The sequence below is a fragment of the Nocardioides sp. Z35_8 genome, assembly GCF_059621125.1.
The window spans coordinates 161,816-183,071 of the sequence record NZ_JCAQIE010000002.1; the positions used below are offsets into that span (position 1 = coordinate 161,816).

Sequence of the window (21,256 nt, forward strand, 5' to 3'; positions counted from 1 at the left end):
TCCAAGACGTAGGTGGGTGCAGGGTTCCTGACCCTCAGGCGGGCTCGCCAAACCTCGCGGGCGTCACGAAGTGCTCAGGAGAGGCCCTCTGGCCCCTTCTCCAGCAGCACGGTGAACTGGTCCTCGTCGAGCACCGGAACGCCCAGCTGCTCGGCCTTGTCGGCCTTGGAGCCGGCGTTGTCGCCCACCACGACGTAGTCGGTCTTCTTCGACACCGACCCCGACGCCTTGCCGCCGCGGCTGATGATCGCCTCCTTGACCGAGTCGCGGGTGTAGTGCTCCAGCGAGCCGGTCGCCACGATGGTGAGGCCCTCCAGCGTGCGCGGCACCGACTCGTCGCGCTCGTCGGCCAGGGCGAGGTGGCGCGACCACTTCTCGACGATGTCGCGGTGCCACGGGACCTCACGCCACTCCACGACGGCGGCGGCGATCGTCGGGCCCACCCCCTCGGTGGCCGAGAGCTCCTCCTCGCTGGCGGCGTCGATCGCCTCCCACGAGCCGAACTCCTGGGCCAGCGCGCGGGCGGCGGTCGGCCCGACGTGGCGGATGGAGAGCGCCACCAGCACGCGCCACAACGGCGCGGCGTGGGCCTTGTCGAGGTTGTCGAGGAGGCGCTGGCCGTTGGCGGAGAGCTGCGGGCCCTCCTCGCCCTTCTTGGGCGCCCTGGTGAACAGCGAGGTGGTGCGGAGCTTGTCGGCGTCGAGGTCGAACACGTCGCCCTCGTTGGTGATCGCCCCCGACGAGAGCAGGGCGCTGGCCGCCTCGTAGCCGAGGCCCTCGATGTCGAACGCGCCGCGACCGGCGACATGGAAGACCCGCTCGCGCACCTGGGCCGGGCAGGCCTCGTGGTTGAGGCAGCGCAGGTCGCGGTCGCCCTCCTTCTGCTGCGCGAGGGTCGAGCCGCAGGCCGGGCACTCGGTGGGCATGACCCACTCGGCCAGGCCCTCGGGCCGCAGCGCGAGCACGGGGCCGACGATCTCGGGGATCACGTCGCCGGCCTTGCGCAGCACGACGGTGTCGCCGGGCCGGACGTCCTTGCGCCGCACCTCGTGCGCGTTGTGCAGCGTGGCGCGCTCCACGGTCGACCCGGCGACCCTGGTCGGCTCCATCACCCCGAACGGCGAGACCCGTCCGGTGCGCCCGACCTGCACCTGGATGTCGAGCAGCCGGGCGTTGACCTCCTCGGGCGGGTACTTGAACGCGATCGCCCAGCGCGGGGCTCGGGAGGTGGAGCCCATCCGGCGCTGCTGCGCCACGTCGTCGACCTTGACCACGACCCCGTCGATCTCGTAGGGGACGATCGAGTGACGGTGCTCGCCGGCGTGCTCGATGTAGGCCTGCACGTCGGTCAGCGTCGGCACCACGCGCACCTGGTCGGACGTCGGGAGCCCCCACGCCGCGAGCGCCTCGTAGGCGTGGGACTGGGCCTTCGGCTCGAAGCCACGCCGCTCGCCGACGCCGTGGCAGACCATCCCGAGGGCCCGGCCGGCCGTGACGCGGGGGTCCTTCTGCCGCAGCGACCCCGCGGCGGCGTTGCGCGGGTTGGCGAAGGCGGGGCGGCCGGCCTCGGTCATCGTCAGGTTGAGCCGCTCGAACGCCTCGACGGGCAGGAAGACCTCGCCGCGCACCTCGAGCAGCTCGGGGACGGGGAAGCCGTCGGCGGCGGTGAGCCGGTGGGGCACCGAGTCGATGGTCTTGACGTTGGGCGTGACGTCCTCACCGGTGCGCCCGTCGCCGCGGGTGAGGGCCCGCACCAGCCGCCCGTCCTCGTAGAGCAGGTTGATGGCCAGGCCGTCGACCTTGAGCTCACACAGCAGGTCGGGCTGCGTGAGCCCCTCGCGCCCGAGGCGGGCGTACCACCCCTCGAGCTCCTCGTAGGTGAAGGCGTTGTCGAGGCTCTCCATCCGCTGGAGGTGGTCGACGGCGGTGAACTCGGTCGACACCGCCCCGCCGACCTTCTGGGTGGGCGAGTCGGGGGTGCGCAGCTCGGGGAACCGCTCCTCCAGCTCCTCGAGCTCGCGCAGCCGCACGTCGAAGTCGGCGTCGGAGAGCGTGGGGTCGTCGAGCACGAAGTAGCGCCAGCGGGCGTCCTCGACCTGCTCGCTGAGCTCGCGGTGGCGCTCACGCGCCTCGGGCGGGGCGGACGCGACCGTGACGTCGGAGGAGGTGGCCGGGGCGTCGCCGGCCTCGGGGCCGGTCTGCTGCGACGTGCTCATGGGCACAGTCTGCCGGTCGGGACCGACAGGGCGCGCGGGGTGGCGGCCGTGGCCCCGGGCGCACGGCGGCAGCGGTGGTGGTCTGGACCGGATGAAACGGACTTGTTCCATCGGGGAGGACGTGCCTAGGCTCGGTGAAACGAAACCGTACCGTTTCACTTCGACGCAGGGAGGTGTGCAGTGATCCCGACCGCGGCCTGCATCCGCCCGCGCGTGAAGGGCCAGCGCGAGCTCGAGATCCTCGAGGCGACGCTGGAGGTGCTCGACGAGGTCGGCTACGACCTGCTGACCATGGATGCCGTCGCGAGCCGCGCCAAGGCGTCCAAGGCCACGCTCTACCGCCGCTGGAAGGGCAAGCCCGAGCTCGTCGTGGCCGCGATCATGGCGCACAAGGGCCAGAACGTCGTCCCCGACACCGGCACCCTGCGCGGCGACCTGATGGCCGCCTACTGCGGTGCCGGCGGGCTCAACGACCCGCTGGCGCAGACCGTGCTGACGGCCGTGGTCACCGCGATGGGTCGCGACCCCGAGTTCGCCGAGATCTACCGTCGCGATCTCATCGGACCCAAGATCGCCATCTCGCGGGTGATCTACGAGCGGGCGCGCGAGCGCGGCGAGGTCCATCCCGACACCGACCTCACCATCCTCGCGCCCTCGCTCGCCGGCATCGTCCTGCACCGGGCGTTCCTCCTCGGCGAGGCCGTCACTCCCGAGCTCGTCGGGCGGGTGCTCGACGAGGTCATCCTCCCCGCGGCCCTCTGCGGACCAGCGCCCACGGCCTAGCCCGTCTCCGGGCCTCGACCCACACCACGTCCGGCGCCGCTGTCGGACCCCCCTGCCCCACTCGACTTCCACGACCGTTCGAAGGACGTCCCATGACCGACAGCACCCTGGTCGCCGACGAGGTGACCCCCGAGCAGCAGCACCGCCTGCGCTGGGCCCTCGTGCTCATCTCCCTCGCGCAGCTCATGGTGGTGCTCGACAGCACCATCGCCAACATCGCCCTGCCCTACATCGGCGCCGACCTGTCGATCGACCAGGCCAACCTCCAGTGGATCGTCACGGGCTACGCCCTGACCTTCGGCGGCTTCCTGCTGCTCGGCGGCCGGCTCGCCGACCTCTACGGCCGACGGCTGGTCTTCATCGCCGGCGTCCTCGTCTTCGCCGTCGCCTCGCTGGTGGGCGGCTTCGCGCAGAACGAGGTCATGCTGCTCAGCGCACGTGGCCTGCAGGGCCTCGGCGCCGCGATGGCCTCCCCCGCCGCGCTGGCGCTGATCACGACGACGTTCCCGGCGGGTCGTGAGCGCAACCGCGCCTTCGCGGTCTACGCCGCCATGGCGGGCATCGGCGCCGCCGTGGGCCTGATCCTCGGCGGCTGGCTGACCGGTCTCGACCCGATCCTGGGCCTCGAGGGGTGGCGCTACACGTTCCTCATCGTCGTGCCCATCGGGCTGACCGCGGCCCTGCTCGCGCCCCGGTTCTTCGACGAGTCCGAGCGCCACACCGGGTGGCTCGACGTGCCCGGCGCGATCACCGGCACCGGAGCGCTCCTCGCCATCGTCTACGGCCTGTCCCGGGCCGGCGACGAGCGCTACGGGTGGAGCGACACGACGACCGTCGCGAGCCTCGCCGTGGGCGTCGCGCTGCTGGGCGCCTTCCTGCTCGTGGAGTCCCGCGTCCAGCACCCGCTGATGCCGTTCCGCATCTTCCGCAGCAAGAACCGCGCCGCCGCGTTCGCCGTGATGATGATCGTGCCGGCCGCGATGTTCGCGATGTTCTTCTTCCTCTCGCTCTTCATCCAGCTCGTGGTGGGCTACTCCCCGCTCCACACCGGCGTGGCGTTCCTGCCGTTCTCGGTCGCGATGATCATCTCGGCCACCGCCGCCTCGAGACTGATCAGCCACGTCGACCCCCGGCTGCTCTCCGGGGTCGGCACCCTGTTGTCGGCCGCGGCGCTCTACGGCTTCAGCCGGATCACGGTCCCCGAGGACCCGGGCTCGATCCTGGCGACCCTGCCGCAGTCCATGGGTGGCCAGGGCGTCGCGCTGGGCGACGGCGTCAACTACTGGACCGAGCTGCTGCCCTTCATCGTCTTGATGGCGTTCGGCATGGGGCTCAACTTCGTGCCGCTCACCCTGGTCGCCGTGCACCACCTGCGCGCGCAGGACACCGGCATCGGCTCCGGGGTGCTCAACACGATGCAGCAGGTGGGCGGCGCGCTCGGCCTGGCGACGCTCAGCACCGTCTCGCTCCACTTCGCCCAGTCGCGCGCCGACGACATCGCGCCGGCCATCGCCGCCGCGTCGCCCCGGCTCGACGAGTCGGCGCTCGGCCAGCTGGCCTCGCTCGGCTCGTTCACCGAGGGCGCCACGATGGCGTTCTTCGTGGGCTCGCTGATGATGCTCGCCGCCTCGGCGATCGTGTGGCTGTTCCTCGACGTCAAGCACGAGGAGCTCGCCACCGAGGCGGCTCCCGAGGGCGTCGGCGCGCACTGATCGGCGGCGTCAGAGGTTGCGGGCCACCGCGGCCGAGAGGCGTACGGCCCTGCCGGCCCACTCCGGGGTGGCGCCGGCGAGGCCGCACGCCGGCGTGACCACCAGGTGCTCGCCGACGGCGTCCGGGTCGAGGCCCAGCATCTCGAGCCAGCGCTGCACCCGCTCGGTGGTGCGCACCTCCGAGGCCTCACCCGTGGGGTCGGTGGACGGCACCACGCCCAGCGCGGCGGTGCGGCCCGACTCCAGCGCCTCCGCGAACGTGTCGAGGTCGGCCGGGCCGAGCGTGTCGAGGTCGGCCGACAGCCCCCGCGCCCCGGTGCCCGCCACGAGCGACCACGGCGTCTGCGCGGCGCACGAGTGCACCCACGCCTCTCCCCCGGCCTCCTCCACCGCCGCGACCAGCCACTCGAGGTGGGCCGAGGCCTCGGGCAGGTCGACCGTGCGGTGTCGGCCGAAGCCGCTGGCGGTCGGCACCCGGCCGCCCACGACGGCGGCGAGGGAGGGCTCGTCGACCTGCACGATCCAGCGCTCGACCCCACGGATGCGTCGCTGGAGGTCGGCCAGGTGGGCGCGCACGCCCTCGGCGAGCGCCTGGGCGAGGTCGCGCCGGGCGCCGTGGTCGCTGAGCACCTTGTCGCCGCGGGGCTTCTCGACCGTGGCGGCGAGCGTCCACGGGCCGACGACCTGGGTCTTGAAGGCGCCTGCGTAGTCCTGTGCCTGCTCCTCGACGGTGTCGAGGTCCTGGGCGAGGAGCGACCGCGCCCGCCGGTGGTCGACGCCGTCCGCGTCGGTGAGCCGCCAGCCGGCCGGCTGGAGGTCGGCGCCCAGCCCGTCGACGACCGCGAGCCCGCGCCCGATCATCCCGGCCGTGACGCCCCGACCCGGCACCTCGGGCACGTGCGCGAGGTCGGACAGCTCGCCCAGCACGAGACGGGTCGCCTCGGCGTGGTCGGCGTCGGTGGTGCCCGGCATCGAGCCCACCCCGGTCGCGCGCGTCACGAGTCGCCTGCCTCGGCCAGCAGCCGTGCGGCGGCGCCGTCGACGGAGCGGGTCGAGGCGCTCACCAGGGCCACCCCGGTGCCGCTCTCGCGGTCGACGCCGACGAACGACCGGAAGCCGCCCGTCCCGCCGTTGTGCCACGTCACCGTGCTGCCCAGCAGCGGTCCGGTCAGCCAGCCGGCGCCGATGCGCATCCTGCCGGCGAGGGGGGCGACCGGGTCCATCGCGTCCGCGCCGACCACGGTCCGGTCGAGCATCGCCCGCAGGAGCAGCGCGAGGTCCGTGGCGGACGACCGCACACCCCCGGCGGGCGCGAGGGACTCGTTGGCCCACGGCTCGGTCTCGCGGCCGCTCCGGCCGCGCGGTGCGACGGCCCCGGCTCGCAGGTGCTCGGTCGCGGTGGGCACGTAGGTGTCGGTGAGCCCGAGCGGCCCGGCGAGCCGCTCCGCGACCAGGTCGGCGTACGACCGACCCGCGGCAGCGGCGACCGCGTGGCCGAGCAGCTCGAAGCCGAGGTTGGAGTAGGAGGGCCGCGACGAGCGGCGCACCCGGACGGAGCCGAGCAGGGCCAGCAGGTCGTCGAGGTCCTCGCGGTAGGGGTTGCGGCCGTGACGCCAGAGGTCCCACGTGCGGCGCGCCATGTCGGGCCCGACGACCCGCGGCAGCCCCGAGCTGTGCGTGGCGAGGGCCGTGAGCGGGATCCGCGCCAGCCGGGGCGGGACGTCGAGGTGGTCGCCGAGCAGCGCGTCCTGCGCGAGCTCGCCCCGTGCGATCGCGTCGCGCCAGAGGAAGCCGGTGACGCCCTTGCTCACCGAGCCGAGCTCGACGTCGGCGTGGTCGTCGGCGCCGACGGCGCCCACCTCCACGCTGCCCGGGCGCACCAGCGCGACGACGTACGTCGTGTGGCGCGGACCGAGCAGCCGCCCGGCGCGCGCGGCGAGATCGCTCATCGGGCCACTCCCGCGGGCCGCGTCGCGGCGATCGTCGCCGAGCCGACGACGCGGGTGCCGTCGTAGATCACCGCGGCCTGGCCGGGGGCGATGCCCTCGGCCGGGTCGATCAGGTCGATGTCCACCCGGTCGCCCGCCACCGTGACGACCGCACGGTGCTCGGCGCCGTGGGCGCGCAGCTGCACGGTGCCGTCCACGCGCTCGGGCACCGTGCCGCACCAGCGGGGCCGGATGCCGGACACGTGGTCGACGGCGAGCCGCTCGCGCGGCCCGACCGTGACGGTGCCGCTGACCGGCTCGATGTCGAGGACGAACCGCGGCTTGCCGTCGACCGCGGGCACGCCGAGCCGCAGGCCGCGGCGCTGGCCGATCGTGAACCCGTAGGTGCCGGTGTGGGTGCCGACCGTCTCCCCCGTCGTCGCATCGACGATGGCGCCGCCGTGGTTGGGCGCGCGGTCGCCGAGCTTCTCGCGAAGCCAGCCGGCGTTGTCACCGTCGGCGACGAAGCAGATGTCGTGGGAGTCTGGCTTGTCGGCCACCAGCAACCCGCGCGCCTCGGCCTCGCGGCGCACGGCCGGCTTGTCGGTGTCGCCGAGCGGGAAGAGGGAGTGCCGCAGCTGCTGCTGGTCGAGCACGCCGAGGACGTAGGACTGGTCCTTGGCGTGGTCGGCGCCGCGGTGCATCTCGATCAGGCCGTCGGCACCGGTGCGCAGCTGGGCGTAGTGACCGGTGGCGACGGCGTCGAATCCCAGCGCCAGCGCCCGGTCGAGCACGGCGGCGAACTTGATCTTCTCGTTGCAGCGCAGGCAGGGGTTGGGCGTGCGGCCGGCGGCGTACTCGTCCATGAAGTCCTCCACGACGTCCTCGTGGAAGCGGTCGGAGAGGTCCCAGACGTAGAACGGGATGCCGATCACGTCCGCGGCGCGGCGCGCGTCGTTGCTGTCCTCGATGGTGCAGCACCCCCGTGCGCCCGTGCGGTAGGACGCCGGGTTGCGGCTCAGGGCCAGGTGCACGCCGGTCACGTCGTGGCCGGCCTCGACCGCGCGGGCGGCCGCGACGGCGGAGTCGACGCCGCCGGACATCGCGGCGACGACCCGCAGCGGACCGGTCGCCGGTGCTGTCATCGGGCCCGGGCGGCCCGCGCCCGCTCCACGACCGGGCCGATCGCCTCGACGAGGGCGTCGACGTCGGCAGAGGTGGACGTGTGGCCGAGGGTGAAGCGGAGCGAGTGCCGAGCCTGGTCGTCGTCACATCCCATGGCGAGCAGGACGTGCGAGGGCTGCGGGACGCCCGCGGAGCAGGCCGACCCGGTGGAGCACTCGATGCCCCGGGCGTCGAGCAGCATCAGGAGCGAGTCGCCCTCGCAGCCGGGGAAGCCGATGTGGGCGTTGCCGGGCAGCCGGCGCGACCCGGGAGGGGTGCCGTGCAGGTGCGCGTCGGGCACCACCTCGATCACGCGGCGCACCAGGTCGTCGCGCAGGGCGGCGACGCGCAGGGCGTGCTCGGGCTGCTGCTTGACCGACGCCTCGACGGCAGCGGCCAGGCTGGCGATGGCCGGCACGTCGAGGGTGCCGCTGCGGATGTCGCGCTCCTGCCCGCCGCCGTGCACGAGGGGGCTCACGGCCAGGTCACGTCGTACGACGAGGGCGCCCACGCCGATGGGCCCGCCGAGCTTGTGCCCGGTGAAGGTGAGCGCGTCCACCCCGCTCGCGCCGAAGTCGAGGGGCACGTGGCCCACCGCCTGGACGGCGTCCGTGTGCACGGGGATGCCGTGCTCGGCGGCGACGGCGACGACCTCGTCGATCGGCTGCATGGAGCCGACCTCGTTGTTGGCCCACATCACCGAGACCAGGGCCACGGACGCCGGGTCCCGGGCGATGGACTCGCGGAGGGCGTCGACGTCGAGGACACCCTCGGACGTCACCGGCAGCAGCTCGACGTCGGCCCCGTCGGTCTCGGCGAGCCAGTGGAGCGGGTCGAGCACGGCGTGGTGCTCGATGGCGGTGGCCAGGATGCGGGTGCGCCGCGGGTCGTCGGCGCGGCGCGCCCAGAAGACCCCCTTGACGCCGAGGTTGTCGGACTCGGTGCCACCGGAGGTGAAGACGACGTCGCCCGGCCGGGCGCCGATCACGCCCGCGATGGTCTCGCGAGACTCCTCGACCACCCGCCTCGCGCCGCGTCCCGAGGCGTGCAGCGAGCTGGCGTTGCCCACGTCGCCGAGGTGGCGGGTCAGTGCCTCGACCGCGACCGGCAGCATCGGCGTGGTCGCAGCGTGGTCGAGGTAGACGAGCGGCTGGTTCATGTCCAGCCAAGCGTACGCGGCGACCCGCGCCGCCCTGCCACCGTCCCCGTAGCCGCGCGGACGTTGCTCGCGCCCGGACCGCGTGGTCCGCGGTGCCCGATCACGCCCGGCGGACCAATGTCCGCGCGCCTGTGTCGTGGCGGGTCAGAGCAGGACGAGGTCGTCGCGGTGGACGACCTCGCGCTCGTAGGCCGCGCCGAGCGCCGCCTTGAGCTCGCTGGTGGAGCGGCCGAGGAGGGCGGGCAGCTCGTCGGCGTCGAAGTTGACCAGGCCGCGGCCCACGAGCGCGCCGGACGGGTCGAGGAGGTCGACGGCGTCGCCGGCGACGAAGCTGCCGTCGACGGCCGTGATGCCGGCGGCCAGCAGGGAGGCGCGACGCTCGACCACCGCGCGCACCGCGCCGGCGTCGAGGCTGAGGGTGCCCTGCCCCGACGTGGCGTGGGCCAGCCAGAGCAGACGGGTGGGCCGGCGCTTGCCGGTGGCCTCGAAGTGCGTGCCCACCTCAGCGCCGGTGAGCGCGGCAGCGGCCTGCTCGGCGGAGGTGAGGAGCACGTCGATGCCGGCGCCCGTCGCGATGCGTGCCGCGTCGACCTTGGTGGTCATGCCGCCCGTGCCGACACCCGCCGCGCCGGTCGACCCGATGGTGACCGTGGCGAGGTCGTCCTCGGAGCGCACGACGGGCACCAGGCGGGACCCGGCGCGCGACGGCGGGCCGTCGTAGAGGCCGTCGACGTCGGAGAGCAGCACGAGCAGGTCGGCGTGCACGAGGTGCGCGACCAGGGCGGCGAGGCGGTCGTTGTCACCGAAGCGGATCTCCGAGGTGGCGACGGTGTCGTTCTCGTTGACGATCGGCACGACACCGAGCTCGAGCAGCTTGGCGAAGGTCTGGTGGGCGTTGCGATAGTGGGCGCGGCGGGTGACGTCGTCGACGGTCAGCAGCACCTGGCCGGTGACGATGCCGTGGCGAGCGAACTCCTCCTGGTAGCGGTGGGCCAGGAGCCCTTGCCCCACCGACGCGGCCGCCTGCTGCGCGGCGAGGCCACGCGGACGCCGCTTCAAGCCGAGCGGCGCCAGGCCCGCGGCGATCGCGCCGGACGACACCAGCACGACCTCGGCGCCGCGGTCACGTACGGCGGCGAGCACCTCGACCAGCTGGCGCACCCGAGCGGGGTCGATGCCACCGGCGGCGGTGGTCAGCGACGACGAGCCGACCTTGACGACGATGCGGCGGGCGCCGTCGACCAGGGTCGAGCGGTCAGTCGTCACTGCCGTCCCAGTCGGGGTCGTCCTTGCTGCCGATCTCGTAGGCCATCGGGCCGACGCCGGAGCTGCCCGTGCTGCGGGAGCGGCCCTTCGCCTTGCGCTCCTCGTCGAGTCGGCGGGCCACGTCGGCGCGGGCCTCCTCCTCGGACTTGGTCTCCATCGCCTCGGCGATGTCGCGGCGCCGCTCGCGGGCCGGGCGGTTCTCGCGGAGCCGCTCGTCCTCGCCACGGCGGCCGAGCATCTCCGCGCCCGCGGCCTCGATGCTGGGCTTGAAGTCGAAGACGACCGAGTTGTCCTCGGGGCCGATGAGGACCGTGTCGCCCTCCTGCGCGCCCATCTTGGCGAGCTTGAGCTCGACCCCGAGCCGGTTGAGGCGGTCGGCGAGGAATCCCACGGCCTCCTCGTTGCTGAAGTCGGTCTGGCGCACCCAGCGCTCGGGCTTGGGACCGCGCACCCGCCAGCCCTCCTCGGTCTGCACGACCGTGAAGTCGCCGCCGCCGTCGACCGCGGGAGGACGCAGCACGATGCGCTGCGGCTCGACGGACGGCTTCTCGGCGCGGGCGGCCTGGACGATCTCGGCCATCGCGAACGTCAGCTCGCGCAGGCCGGCACCGGACGCCGCGCTGACCTGGAAGACCCGGTGCCCACGCTCGCGCAGGTCGTCGGCGACCATGTCGGCGATGTCCTGGCCGTCGGGCACGTCGACCTTGTTGAGGGCGACCAGCCGCGGCCGGTCCTCGAGCCCGCCGTAGCGGGCCAGCTCGTTCTCGATCACCTCGAGGTCGTCGAGCGGGTTGCGCCCCGGCTCGATGGAGGCGGTGTCGACCACGTGCACCAGCGCGGCGCACCGCTCGATGTGGCGCAGGAAGTCGTGGCCGAGGCCGCGGCCCTCCGCGGCGCCCTCGATCAGGCCGGGCACGTCGGCGACGGTGAAGGTGGTCTCCCCCGCCGTCACGACGCCGAGGTTGGGCACGAGGGTGGTGAACGGGTAGTCGGCGATCTTGGGCCGCGCCCGCGAGATCGCGGCGATCAGCGACGACTTGCCGGCGCTCGGGAACCCGACGAGACCGATGTCGGCGACGACCTTCAGCTCGAGGCGTACGTCGAGCTCGTCGCCGGGCTCGCCCAGCAGCGCGAAGCCGGGGGCCTTGCGCTTGGACGAGGCGAGGGCGGCGTTGCCGAGCCCGCCGCGACCGCCTTGGGCCACGACCAGCGTCGTGCCGGCACCGACCAGGTCGGCGAGCACGTTGCCGTCGGCGTCCTTGACCAGGGTGCCGTCGGGGACCGCGAGGACCAGGTCCTTGCCGTGGGCGCCGTTGCGGTGCCCGCCCGCCCCGTGGCCGCCGTGCTCGGCGCGGCGCCGGGGGCTGTGGTGGTAGTCGACGAGCGTGGTGACGCTGGGGTCGACCTCGAGGATCACCGACCCGCCGGGGCCGCCGTTGCCGCCGTCGGGGCCGCCGAGGGGCTTGAACTTCTCGCGGTGGACCGAGGCCACACCGTTGCCACCTCGTCCCGCTGCGACGTGCAGCGTCACGTGGTCGACGAACGTGGGGAGGGCCATGGATGTCCTAACGGGGGGTGGTGAAGCACGAAGGGCGCCCCCAGACAGGGACGCCCTTCGCAGGAATGCTCAGTGTCGCGGTGACGTCACTCGCCGGGGACGATGTTGACGACCTTGCGACCGCGGCGGGTGCCGAACTCGACGGCGCCGGCCTGCAGGGCGAAGAGGGTGTCGTCGCCACCGCGGCCCACGCCGGTGCCCGGGTGGAAGTGGGTGCCGCGCTGGCGCACGATGATCTCGCCGGCGCCGACGACCTGACCGCCGAAGCGCTTCACGCCGAGGCGCTGGGAGTTGGAGTCACGGCCGTTCTTGGTGCTCGCAGCACCCTTCTTGTGAGCCATTGTTCAGTCCTTCTGGCGAGTGGGTGGTCGACCTCGAGCGCGAGCTCAGAGGGAGATGTCGGTGACCTTGACCTGGGTGTACTTCTGGCGGTGACCCTGGCGCTTCTTGTAGCCGGTCTTGTTCTTGTACTTCTGGATGATGATCTTCGGGCCCTTGGTGCGGCCGGTGACCTCGACGGTCACGCTCGCCTTGTCGAGGCCGGTGGCGGTGACCTTGTCACCGTCGACGACCATCACCACGGGCAGGGTGAGGGTGTCGCCGGCGGCGGCCATCGCGTCGATCTCGATGACGTCGCCCACGGCAACCTTCTGCTGCTTGCTGCCACTGCGCACGACTGCGTACACGGCGAGTCACTCTCCTCGATACGAACTTCAGGATGAAAAACTGTCGGACTGCGCACGACACCGCCTGGTGGGCGGGTACGCCGCGGGGCGGGCGCGCAGAATCGGTGTGTCGAGCACCGAGGGTCAAGACTACGGGATCGGGTGCCGACCGGGCAAAACGAGGCCCGGTCGGCGCCCGCCCGGGCTCAGCGCTTGCGCGAGCCCTTCTTCTTGATCGGGACGTGCCCGACGACCGGGAGCTCCCCGGGACCGCCGCCCGCGGCGTCGGGGGCACCGTCCACGGCAGCATCCGCGGCACCGTCCGCCGCCGCCTGAGCGCCGGCGGCGGGGGCCACTCCGGGCGCAGCCTCGGCACCGGTCGCGGCCGCCGAGCCGGCACCTGCCGGCGGACCGGCAGGACGACTCGCGGAGCGGCGGCGCGTACGCGTCACCACGCGCGGCTTCTCGACCTCGACCGGCGCCGCCTCCACGGGGGCGGCGGTCTCGGCGGGGGGAGCCGTGATCTCGGTGATCTCGGCCGCCGTCTCGGGCTCGGCCGCGGTCTCGGGCTCGGCCGCGGTCTCGGGCTCGGCCGCGGTCTCGGGCTCGGCCGCGGTCTCGGCCGCGGGAGCCTCCGTGGACTCGGTGGGCTCCTCGGCGTCCGACGACTCGGACCCGGCCTCGTCCGCGGGACGCTCCTGACGCGCCATGGCGGCCACGTCCTTGGGCGAGGGCGCGTGGGAGGTCTCGGTGGGCTTCGCGCCGGCGTCGCCGTTGCCGGAGTCGTCGCCGGCTGCACCGCGGCGCCCGCCGCGGCGCCGCCCGCCGCGGCGGCCCTCGCCGCCGTCGTCGGAGCGGGCGTCGGGGTCGACGGGCTGGTCCTTGATGACCACCCCGCGTCCGTGGCACTGCTCACAGGGCTCGCTGAACGCCTCGAGCAGGCCGGTGCCGATCCGCTTGCGGGTCATCTGCACCAGGCCGAGCGAGGTCACCTCGGCGACCTGGTGGCGGGTGCGGTCGCGGCCCAGGCACTCGACGAGGCGGCGCACCACGAGGTCGCGGTTGGACTCCAGCACCATGTCGATGAAGTCGACGACGATGATGCCGCCGATGTCGCGCAGCCGGAGCTGGCGCACGATCTCCTCGGCCGCCTCGAGGTTGTTCTTGGTGACCGTCTCCTCGAGGTTGCCCCCGGAGCCGGTGAACTTGCCCGTGTTGACGTCGACCACGGTCATGGCCTCGGTGCGGTCGATGACCAGCGAGCCGCCCGAGGGCAGCCATACCTTGCGGTCGAGGCCCTTCTGGATCTGCTCGTCGATGCGGTAGGTCGCGAACACGTCTCCGCCGGTCGCACCCCGCTCGAACCGCTCGAGCCGCGACGCGAGGTCGGGAGCGACCGACTCCACGTAGTCGTGGACGGTGTCCCACGCGTCGTCACCCTCGATGACGAGCTTGGAGAAGTCCTCGGTGAAGAGGTCGCGCACCACCTTGAGGGTCAGGTCGGGCTCGCCGTAGAGCATCTGAGGACCGGAGCCCTTGTTGGTCGCCTTCTTCTCGATGGACTCCCAGCGGGCCTTGAGCCGCTCGACGTCGCGCGTCAGCTCCTCCTCGCTGGCGCCCTCCGCCGCGGTGCGCACGATCACGCCGGCGGTGTCGGGGACGATCTCCTTGAGCAGCGACTTCAGCCGGCTGCGCTCGGTGTCGGGCAGCTTGCGCGAGATGCCGGAGGTGGTGCCGTCGGGGACGTAGACCAGGAAGCGCCCCGCGAGGCTGACCTGGCTGGTCAGGCGCGCTCCCTTGTGGCCGACCGGGTCCTTGGTGACCTGCACCAGCACCATCTGGCCGCTGGAGAGCACCGACTCGATCTTGCGCGGCTGGCCCTCCTTGTGCCCGAGGGACTGCCAGTTGACCTCACCGGCGTAGAGGACCGCGTTGCGGCCCTTGCCGATGTCGATGAAGGCGGCCTCCATCGACGGGAGCACGTTCTGCACCCGGCCGAGGTAGACGTTGCCGATGAGCGAGGTCTGCGACTTGCGCGCGACGTAGTGCTCGACGAGGACCTTGTCCTCCAGCACGGCGATCTGCGTGAGGTCCTCGCGCTGGCGCACCACCATCACGCGCTCGACCGACTCGCGCCGGGCGAGGAACTCCGCCTCGCTGACGATCGGGGCGCGGCGACGGCCGGCCTCGCGGCCCTCGCGGCGGCGCTGCTTCTTGGCCTCGAGGCGGGTGGAGCCCGAGACGGCGGTGATCTGGTCCTCCGCGGAGCGGGCCTTGCGGACCCGCGTCACGGTGTTGGCGTCGCCGTCGTCGGATGAGCCCTCGTCGCCGGAGCGGCGGCGGCGGCGGCGCCGCCGCGAGCTGCCCTCGCCACCCTCGCCCGAGTCCGAGTCCGAGTCGGAGTCGCCCTGGCCGGTCGACCCGCCGCTGCTGCCGGCGTCCTCGGGCGCCTCGGCCGAGCCGGTGTCACCGGGCTCGTCGCCGGAGTCGGCAGTCGTCTCGCCGCTGCCCTCACCGGACTTGCGGCGGCGACGACCGCCGCGGCGGCGGCGACGGCGACCGCCACCCTCGCCGTCGGACTCGTCGCTGTCGTCGGTGTCGTCACTGCCCTCGGTGGGGGCCTCGGCGCTGGCCTCGGCGCTGGCCTCGGTGGTCGCCTCGTCCGTCGCCTCGTCGGCGTCCTCGTCCTCGTCGGCGGTCAGCGACGCGTCGATGTCCGGCTCGACCGGGGCTGCGGCGGCCGCCTTCCTGCCGGACCGGCGAGCAGACTTCCGCGGGGCCCTCTCGGCGCCCTCGGCCGAGACCTCGGCGACGTCCTCGGAGGTCGCCTCGCCGGCGGCAGCGTCGGCGGGACTGCCGGCAGCCTTCTTCGCGGTCGACCTGCGGGTGGTGGACCTCTTGGCCGGGGCAGGAGCCTCGGCGCTCCCGGTGTCCGCCGTCGGCGTCGCGGCGTCGGTGGGCTCGTCGGCGACCTCGGCCGGAGCCGGCTTCTTGCGCGTGCGGCGGGTGGTGGTGGTCACGACCGGCGGCTGGAACAGCACGGCGTGGCCGGTGGCGGCGTCGGTGCCCTCGTCGGTGGTCTCAGGGGCGGCGGTGGTCCCGGCCGGCGCGCCGGCGTCCTCGGCGGCGGGGGCGGCTGCGGCCTTCTTGGCGCCGGTCCGCCTGGCGGGTGCCTTCTTGGCCGGGGTCTTGGCCGCGGTCTTGCGTGCCCCCCGCCTGGCGGGAGCGGCAGGCGCCTCGGAGGTGCCCTCGGCCACCGCGGGCGCGTCGGGGGCGTCGGTAGTGCTCGGAAGGTCGGCGGTCACCGGCTCGGGAGCGTCGGACTCCGGAGCCTGGGCGGTCTTCTTGGCGGCGCTCTTGCGCGCCGGCGCCTTCTTGGCGGGCGCGCGGCGCGTGGCCGTCTTGCGCACCACGGGTGCGTCACCGGCCTGCTCACCGCTCGGCTCACCGGCTGCGGGCTGCGCGGCGGTGCTCTCGGCGGTGCTCTGGACGGGGTGGTCCGCGGCGGGCGCGGAGGCGGGCGCCGCCTTCTTGGCGGGTGCCTTGCGCGTGCGGCGCGTCACGACGGGCGCGGCCGGCTCGGTCGCGGCCTCCGGAGCCGGGGTCCCCGACTCGGTGCGGCCGGGCTGGGCGTTCTGGTCATCACTGAGCATGTGGCGCTCCTCGGGCACCGTCGCGGTGCCGATACGGCGTCCGCCGCTCACGCGGGACGATCACGGGGACGCAAAGCTTCTGTGGCGGCGACCCCCTCCGCGGGTGCGTCTCCGAGCGAGGCGGGGCGCCACCCGCCGCGGTCGCCGGGCCACCCGAGTCGCTGTCACCGACTCTTGTGACCGCGTCGCGGTCCGGTGACGTCCATCCCGCTCGGGGTGCCGACCACGGGTGCGGCCGGCGAGAACGTCGTCGGCTCGACGGATCCCGACGGTGATCGGGGCGTCGAACGTGGCGAGTATCGCACACCGGGCCCGGGGAGACCTACGCGCGAGCCGCCAGCGGGTCGCCGATCTCTCCGGACGGGAGCAACGGGCCCTGGGCCAGCCGGGTCATCAACGGCGCCTCGCCGACCGAGAGACCAGCGACGGCCTCCAGGGCGCGGAGCACGTCGTCGGGGCGCACCGACGGCGTGCCGTGCCGCAGCACCACGTCGAGCGTGGTCCGGCCCTCCCCGTCGTCGGGCAGCACGACCAGCGACGCCACGGCGTCGCGCGCGTCGAACTCGCGCATCCCCTTCTTGGTCATCCGCTCCACCAGGACCTCGTCGGCGGCGAGGAAGCGCGCGACGGCGTCGACGACGGTGGCCCGGTCGGCCACGACCGCGATGCGCCAGCGGCTCGCCTCCAGCAGGTCGGCCAGCGACCCGCCCGTCGACTCGACGACATCCAGGACGTCGAGGCCGGGCGGCAGCGCCTCGTCGAGCACCGCGTGCACCTCCGCGGGGACGAGCACCTCGGCGAGCGCCAGCTCGAGGTACTCCGCCTCGCTCGCCGAGCCGGTCGGAGCCGCGCCGGCGTAGGAGATCCGCGGGTGCGGGTTGAACCCCGAGGAGTAGGCCATCGGGATCCGGGCTCGGAACACCGCGCGCTCGAACGCGCGGCTGAAGTCGCGGTGGCTGGTGAATCGCAACCGGCCCCGCTTGGCGTAGCGGACGCGGAGCCGCTGCACGGGCGGAGCTTGCTGCTGGGGCTGGTCCTTGGGCACGGCGCAACGGTAGGGCACCCGTATAGTGCGGCCGGTCCCACCGCTGAGCTGGAAGGTCCCGACGTGCGTTCTGTGCGCGACAGGCTGCGCGACGCGCGCTGGCCGGTCATCATCCCGCTCCTGGTCTACTCGGTCCTCACCCTGACCGGCTCGAGCTACTCGAGCATCGGCATCGACCAGCTCCGCGAGACCCCCGGCGAGCACTCCGGCATCATGCTGGGCACGCCTCTCACGGTGCGCTCCGACGAGTGGGCCACCTCGACGCCGGCGCTCCTCCGCGTCCTCGCGACCGGGTCGACCGACGACCTCAACCCCCTGACCGCAGACGACGAGTTCCTCAACTCGCTGCCCAACGGACCCGTCAGCACGGTCGTGCTCATCGACCGGTCCCTGCTGCAGCTCGGCCCGTGGCTCCCGGACCGCATCCTCTACTCCGCCACCCTGTGGTTCCCCCTGCTGCTCCTGGCCCTCGCGCTTCCGGCGTGGTTCCGCCGGATCACGGGCAACCCGCGGGTCGGCTGGCTGGCCCTGGCGCTCCTCGTCCTGTCCCCGCTCGCGGCCTGGTGGTCGTTCGGCCCGATCGCGACGCTCGGCCCCCTGTTCGCCGGCTGCGCCGCACTCCTGTGCGCGCACGGTGCCGCCCTCGACGGGCGCCGCGCCGCCGCGGTCGGGTGGGGGGTGGGGGCAGCCCTGCTGCTCACCCGCACCGTCTACGGCTACCAGCCGTGGAGCGTCGTGCTGGGGAGCGCGATCCTCGCCGCCACGGTCGCCCACCTGGTCGTCGCTCGCCGGCGCCGGCGGCTGTCGATCACCGTGGTGGCGGCGACGGGTGCCGCGACCCTGGCGACGCTGGCGGGGGTGCTCCTCGAGAACAGGGCCACCCTGGCGGTCCTCACCGAGACCGTCTATCCCGGCCAGCGCCGGACGACCGAGCTGCCCAGCCCGCTGCAGGACATCTTCGCCGCGCCCGTGCTGGGCGTCCTTCAGGACAACCCCGTCATCAACGGGTCCAACGCCAGCGAGATCTCCTCGTCGTTCGGCTTCTCCCTGGTGTGGTTCGCCATCCTGGCCGCAGCCGTCTGGCGACCGGCGCCCGTGCGGCACCGCGCCGCCATCGTCGTGCTCGCCGCGATCACCGCCCTGTGGTTCGCCTGGTCGACGTTCGCACTCGGCACGCTCGCCGGCAGCGTCCCGCTGCTCAGCATGGTCCCGCAGGCCCGCGCGGCGGACGTGGTGGGGATGCTGGGCGTCGTCCTCGTGTGCCTGGTCCTGCCGTTGCTGCCCGACCTCGGTCCACGGCGCGTCGCCGTCGTCGCCGCGGTGGCGACCGGCGCGACGACGGCGTACGCCGCCTCGCTGCTGCGCGTGACCAACATCCCCGAGCTCTCGCTGACCACCATCTACGTGGCCTCGGCCGTCGTGGCGGTCGCGGTCTTCGCGATCACCTTCCGCCCGCGCCGTCCGTACGGCTACGTGGTGGCCGTGGCCGGGGCGGCCCTGCTGGTGTGGAACGTCAACCCGTTCCTCGTCGGGCTGGGCGACCTGCGGGGCAGCACGGTCGCCGACGACCTCCTCGACGAGGCGCCGGAGGTCCGCTCGAGCGACGGAGTGTGGGCAGCCGACGCGTACGCCGTGGACAGCCTGCTCGCGGCGACCGGGGTGCCCAGCCTCACGGGGCGCCAGCTCGCCGGACCGGACGAGGACGCGTGGTCGCAGCTCGCGCCCGAAGCGGACCCGTCGTTGTGGAACCGCGGCGGCGCCTTCGTGTGGTTCCAGTGGAAGGACGACCCAGGCATCGAGATCTCCAACCCGAGCGCCGACGTCATCCTGGTGGCGGCGTCACCGTGCACGCTCGCTCGGCGTCTGCCCGAGGTGGACACCATCGTCGCGACCCGCGAGCTGTCCCTCCCGTGCCTGAAGGAGGCGGACCGCTTCGACTGGGGTGGCACACCCCGCATCGTCTACGACGTCGATGTGGAGCGATAGCATGCCTGCCATGTCAGCCGCCGCGGTGTCGGGCCGTCGTGTCCTGATCATCGTCCCCGCGTGGAACGAGCAGGCATCGATCGGCGCCACCGTCACCGAGATCCGCGCCTGCGTGCCCGAGGCCGACCTCCTCGTGGTCGACGACGGGTCCGCCGACCAGACCCGCCAGCGGGCGGTGGAGGCCGGCGCCACCGTGTGCAGCCTGCCCTACAACCTCGGCGTGGGAGGCGCGATGCGGGCGGGCTACCGGTTCGCCCTGCGCCACGGCTACGACGTGGCGGTCCAGATCGATGCCGACGGCCAGCACGACCCGCGCTACGTCCAGCAGCTGGTGGACCGCCTCACCGACGCCGACGTCGTCATCGGCGCCCGATTCGCGACGGCCGACGACCCCTACAAGGTGCGCGGACCGCGGCGATGGGCGATGGTGCTGCTCGCCGCGGTCCTCTCGCGGCTCGCCCACACGCGCCTGACCGACGTCACGTCGGGCTTCCGCGTCAGCAACCGGCGGGCCATCTCGCTGTTCGCCCGCCACTACCCGGCCGAGTACCTCGGCGACACGGTCGAGTCGCTGGTCATCGGGGCCCGGGCCGGTTGCGTGATCCGCCAGGAGCCCGTGGTGATGCGTCCCCGGATGGCCGGGCGCGCCTCCCACTCCCCCATCAAGGCCGCGGTCTACCTGCTCCGGGCCGTGTTCGCGCTCTTCCTCGCGCTGGTGCGCGACTGGCCGGCGCAGCTCGACGACTCGGCCGGTGCCCCCGCGGCCCCTGACGTCCCGTCCCCCGCGTCCGAGTCCGAGCCGGTGCGAGCGACGCCGGCCGACGCGGACCTGGCCAGCGGGAAGGTCGAGCCATGAGCGGCGTCAGCATCCTGGGAGTGACCGGCTCGATCGTCATCCTGGTGTCCCTCTTCGAGATGCTGCGGCGTCACCGGCTGCGCGAGAAGTACGCCCTGATCTGGGGCGTCGTGGCGCTCGGCGCCCTCACGGTGGCGGCCTTCCCCGGCCTGCTCTCCTGGGCGACGACGGTGATCGGCCTGCAGGTGCCGGCCAACCTGCTGTTCTTCGTCGCCTCGCTGGTGATCATGGTGCTCACGCTCCAGCACAGCTCCGAGCTCGGCCGGCTCGAGGAGCGCACCCGCACGCTGGCGGAGGACGTCGCGCTGCTCCAGGTGGAGCTCGAGCGCCGCACGCTGCACGGCGACGAGCCGTCGCGCGAGGACAGTGCGTGAGCGACACCCTCGAGGTGTTCGTCCCGTTCTGGGGCGATCCCGCGCTGCTGGACGCCACCGTCGCCAGCGTGCGCGCCCAGACCGACGCCCAGTGGACGATGACGATCGTCGACGACTGCTATCCCGACCCGTCGGTGGCCCAGCGCTTCGCGCAGCAGGACGACCCCCGGATCACCTACATCCGCAACGAGACCAACCTGGGCATCGCAGCCAACTTCGAGAAGTGCCGCCGCCTGGCCACCCAGGACCTCGTGATGTTCCTCGGCTGCGACGACCTGCTCCACGCCGACTTCGTGTCTCGCGCCCGCGCGCTGATGAGGAGGTACGACGACGCCGCCTTCCTCCAGATGGGGGTGCAGGTGATCGACGAGTCGGGCGCCCCCTGCGCGCCGCTGGGCGACCGCATCAAGGCCGTGCTGCGCCCGCGCGCCGCCTCGACCCGAGTGCTGTCGGGCGAGGGCCTCGCCGTGAGCCTGCTCCGCGGCAACTGGCTCTACTGGCCCTCCCTGGTCTTCCGCCGCTCGTGGCTCACCGACCGTCCGTTCCGTGCGGACCTGCCGATCGTCCTCGACCTCGCCATGGTGCTGGGCATCGTGCGAGACGGCGGCTCCCTCGTGCTCGATCCCCACGAGGCCTTCTCCTACCGGCGTCACTCCGAGAGCCTCTCCTCCTCGGCCGCACTCGACGGGTCGCGGTTCGCCGACGACCGGCGCTTCTTCCGCGAGGTCGGCGGGGCTCTCGAGGCCGACGGCTGGTCCCGCGCGGCGCGCGCCGCTCGTCACCGGTGGACCTCACGGCTGCACGCAGTGACGCTCCTGCCGCAGGCGTTGCGCGCTCCCGGCCGGCTGCGCTCCCTGCGCCAGATCTGGACGCACGCGACCGACTGAGCTG

Annotated in this window: 16 protein-coding genes and 1 pseudogene; 6 read left to right on the forward strand and 11 right to left on the reverse strand. The window is 73.5% G+C overall.

The window, feature by feature from the left end:
- Positions 1-74: 74 nt before the first annotated feature.
- A complete protein-coding gene (gene ligA / locus AC54T2_RS12540) occupies positions 75-2,216 on the reverse strand; it encodes an NAD-dependent DNA ligase LigA (protein ID WP_186340822.1) in 2,142 nt (713 codons plus the stop codon).
- A gap of 180 nt (positions 2,217-2,396) precedes the next feature.
- Between ligA and AC54T2_RS12545 the strand changes: the two genes are divergently transcribed.
- Together AC54T2_RS12545 and AC54T2_RS12550 are read left to right on the forward strand one after the other, a co-directional pair.
- Positions 2,397-2,999, forward strand: coding sequence for a TetR/AcrR family transcriptional regulator C-terminal ligand-binding domain-containing protein (locus tag AC54T2_RS12545; RefSeq protein WP_489974807.1), 603 nt, complete (start codon positions 2,397-2,399; stop codon positions 2,997-2,999).
- Positions 3,000-3,091: 92 nt separating this feature from the next.
- Entirely contained in the window at positions 3,092-4,711 is a 1,620-nt protein-coding gene (locus AC54T2_RS12550; protein WP_496666336.1) for an MFS transporter, read from the forward strand.
- A gap of 9 nt (positions 4,712-4,720) precedes the next feature.
- On the opposite strand, the gene AC54T2_RS12555 is transcribed toward AC54T2_RS12550, so the two are convergent.
- The 10 genes and pseudogenes from AC54T2_RS12555 to AC54T2_RS12600 all read right to left on the reverse strand — a co-directional run bounded on the left by AC54T2_RS12555 (position 4,721) and on the right by AC54T2_RS12600 (position 17,149).
- Positions 4,721-5,710, reverse strand: a complete 990-nt coding sequence (locus AC54T2_RS12555) for a uroporphyrinogen decarboxylase/cobalamine-independent methonine synthase family protein (protein ID WP_489974809.1) — start codon at positions 5,708-5,710, stop codon at positions 4,721-4,723.
- Positions 5,707-6,660 (reverse strand): serine hydrolase domain-containing protein, encoded by a 954-nt coding sequence (locus tag AC54T2_RS12560; protein WP_496666337.1) that lies wholly within the window; start codon positions 6,658-6,660, stop codon positions 5,707-5,709. The genes AC54T2_RS12555 and AC54T2_RS12560 overlap by 4 nt, the downstream gene beginning before the upstream one ends.
- Positions 6,657-7,784 (reverse strand): tRNA 2-thiouridine(34) synthase MnmA, encoded by a 1,128-nt coding sequence (gene mnmA, locus AC54T2_RS12565; protein ID WP_186340819.1) that lies wholly within the window; start codon positions 7,782-7,784, stop codon positions 6,657-6,659. Before mnmA ends, AC54T2_RS12560 begins: the two co-directional genes overlap by 4 nt.
- Positions 7,781-8,962: a cysteine desulfurase family protein gene (locus AC54T2_RS12570; RefSeq protein WP_186340818.1), complete on the reverse strand. Its 1,182-nt coding sequence runs from the start codon at positions 8,960-8,962 to the stop codon at positions 7,781-7,783. Before AC54T2_RS12570 ends, mnmA begins: the two co-directional genes overlap by 4 nt.
- Positions 8,963-9,106: 144 nt before the next feature.
- Positions 9,107-10,228 carry a glutamate 5-kinase gene (proB, locus tag AC54T2_RS12575; RefSeq protein WP_489974813.1) on the reverse strand — a complete coding sequence of 374 codons (1,122 nt, stop codon included), beginning with the start codon at positions 10,226-10,228 and terminating at the stop codon, positions 9,107-9,109.
- Positions 10,218-11,786: a GTPase ObgE gene (obgE, locus tag AC54T2_RS12580; RefSeq protein ID WP_186340816.1), complete on the reverse strand. Its 1,569-nt coding sequence runs from the start codon at positions 11,784-11,786 to the stop codon at positions 10,218-10,220. The genes proB and obgE overlap by 11 nt, the downstream gene beginning before the upstream one ends.
- An 86-nt stretch (positions 11,787-11,872) precedes the next feature.
- On the reverse strand, positions 11,873-12,127 hold the full coding sequence (gene rpmA, locus AC54T2_RS12585; RefSeq protein ID WP_135840891.1) for a 50S ribosomal protein L27: 255 nt from the start codon (positions 12,125-12,127) through the stop codon (positions 11,873-11,875).
- Between the two features lie 45 nt (positions 12,128-12,172).
- Entirely contained in the window at positions 12,173-12,472 is a 300-nt protein-coding gene (gene rplU / locus AC54T2_RS12590) for a 50S ribosomal protein L21 (RefSeq protein WP_056908626.1), read from the reverse strand.
- A 752-nt stretch (positions 12,473-13,224) separates the two neighbouring features.
- A pseudogene (locus AC54T2_RS12595) lies at positions 13,225-16,104 on the reverse strand (Rne/Rng family ribonuclease); the annotation flags it as partial.
- A gap of 322 nt (positions 16,105-16,426) precedes the next feature.
- Positions 16,427-17,149, reverse strand: a complete 723-nt coding sequence (locus AC54T2_RS12600; RefSeq protein ID WP_489974815.1) for a TIGR03936 family radical SAM-associated protein — start codon at positions 17,147-17,149, stop codon at positions 16,427-16,429.
- A 63-nt stretch (positions 17,150-17,212) separates the two neighbouring features.
- Between AC54T2_RS12600 and AC54T2_RS12605 the strand changes: the two genes are divergently transcribed.
- Genes AC54T2_RS12605 through AC54T2_RS12620 form a run of 4 tightly spaced genes read left to right on the forward strand, consistent with a single transcriptional unit; the run spans position 17,213 to position 21,252 of the window.
- Complete coding sequence (locus AC54T2_RS12605) at positions 17,213-19,135, forward strand: DUF7657 domain-containing protein (RefSeq protein ID WP_489974816.1); 1,923 nt, start codon at positions 17,213-17,215, stop codon at positions 19,133-19,135.
- 10 nt (positions 19,136-19,145) lie between these two features.
- On the forward strand, positions 19,146-19,991 hold the full coding sequence (locus AC54T2_RS12610; protein ID WP_489974817.1) for a glycosyltransferase: 846 nt from the start codon (positions 19,146-19,148) through the stop codon (positions 19,989-19,991).
- A complete protein-coding gene (locus AC54T2_RS12615) occupies positions 19,988-20,365 on the forward strand; it encodes a DUF2304 family protein (protein WP_489974818.1) in 378 nt (125 codons plus the stop codon). Before AC54T2_RS12610 ends, AC54T2_RS12615 begins: the two co-directional genes overlap by 4 nt.
- The gene (locus AC54T2_RS12620; RefSeq protein WP_496666338.1) at positions 20,362-21,252 is read left to right on the forward strand and encodes a glycosyltransferase; all 891 of its coding nucleotides are present in this window, start codon (positions 20,362-20,364) and stop codon (positions 21,250-21,252) included. The genes AC54T2_RS12615 and AC54T2_RS12620 overlap by 4 nt, the downstream gene beginning before the upstream one ends.
- The last annotated feature ends 4 nt before the right edge of the window (positions 21,253-21,256 follow it).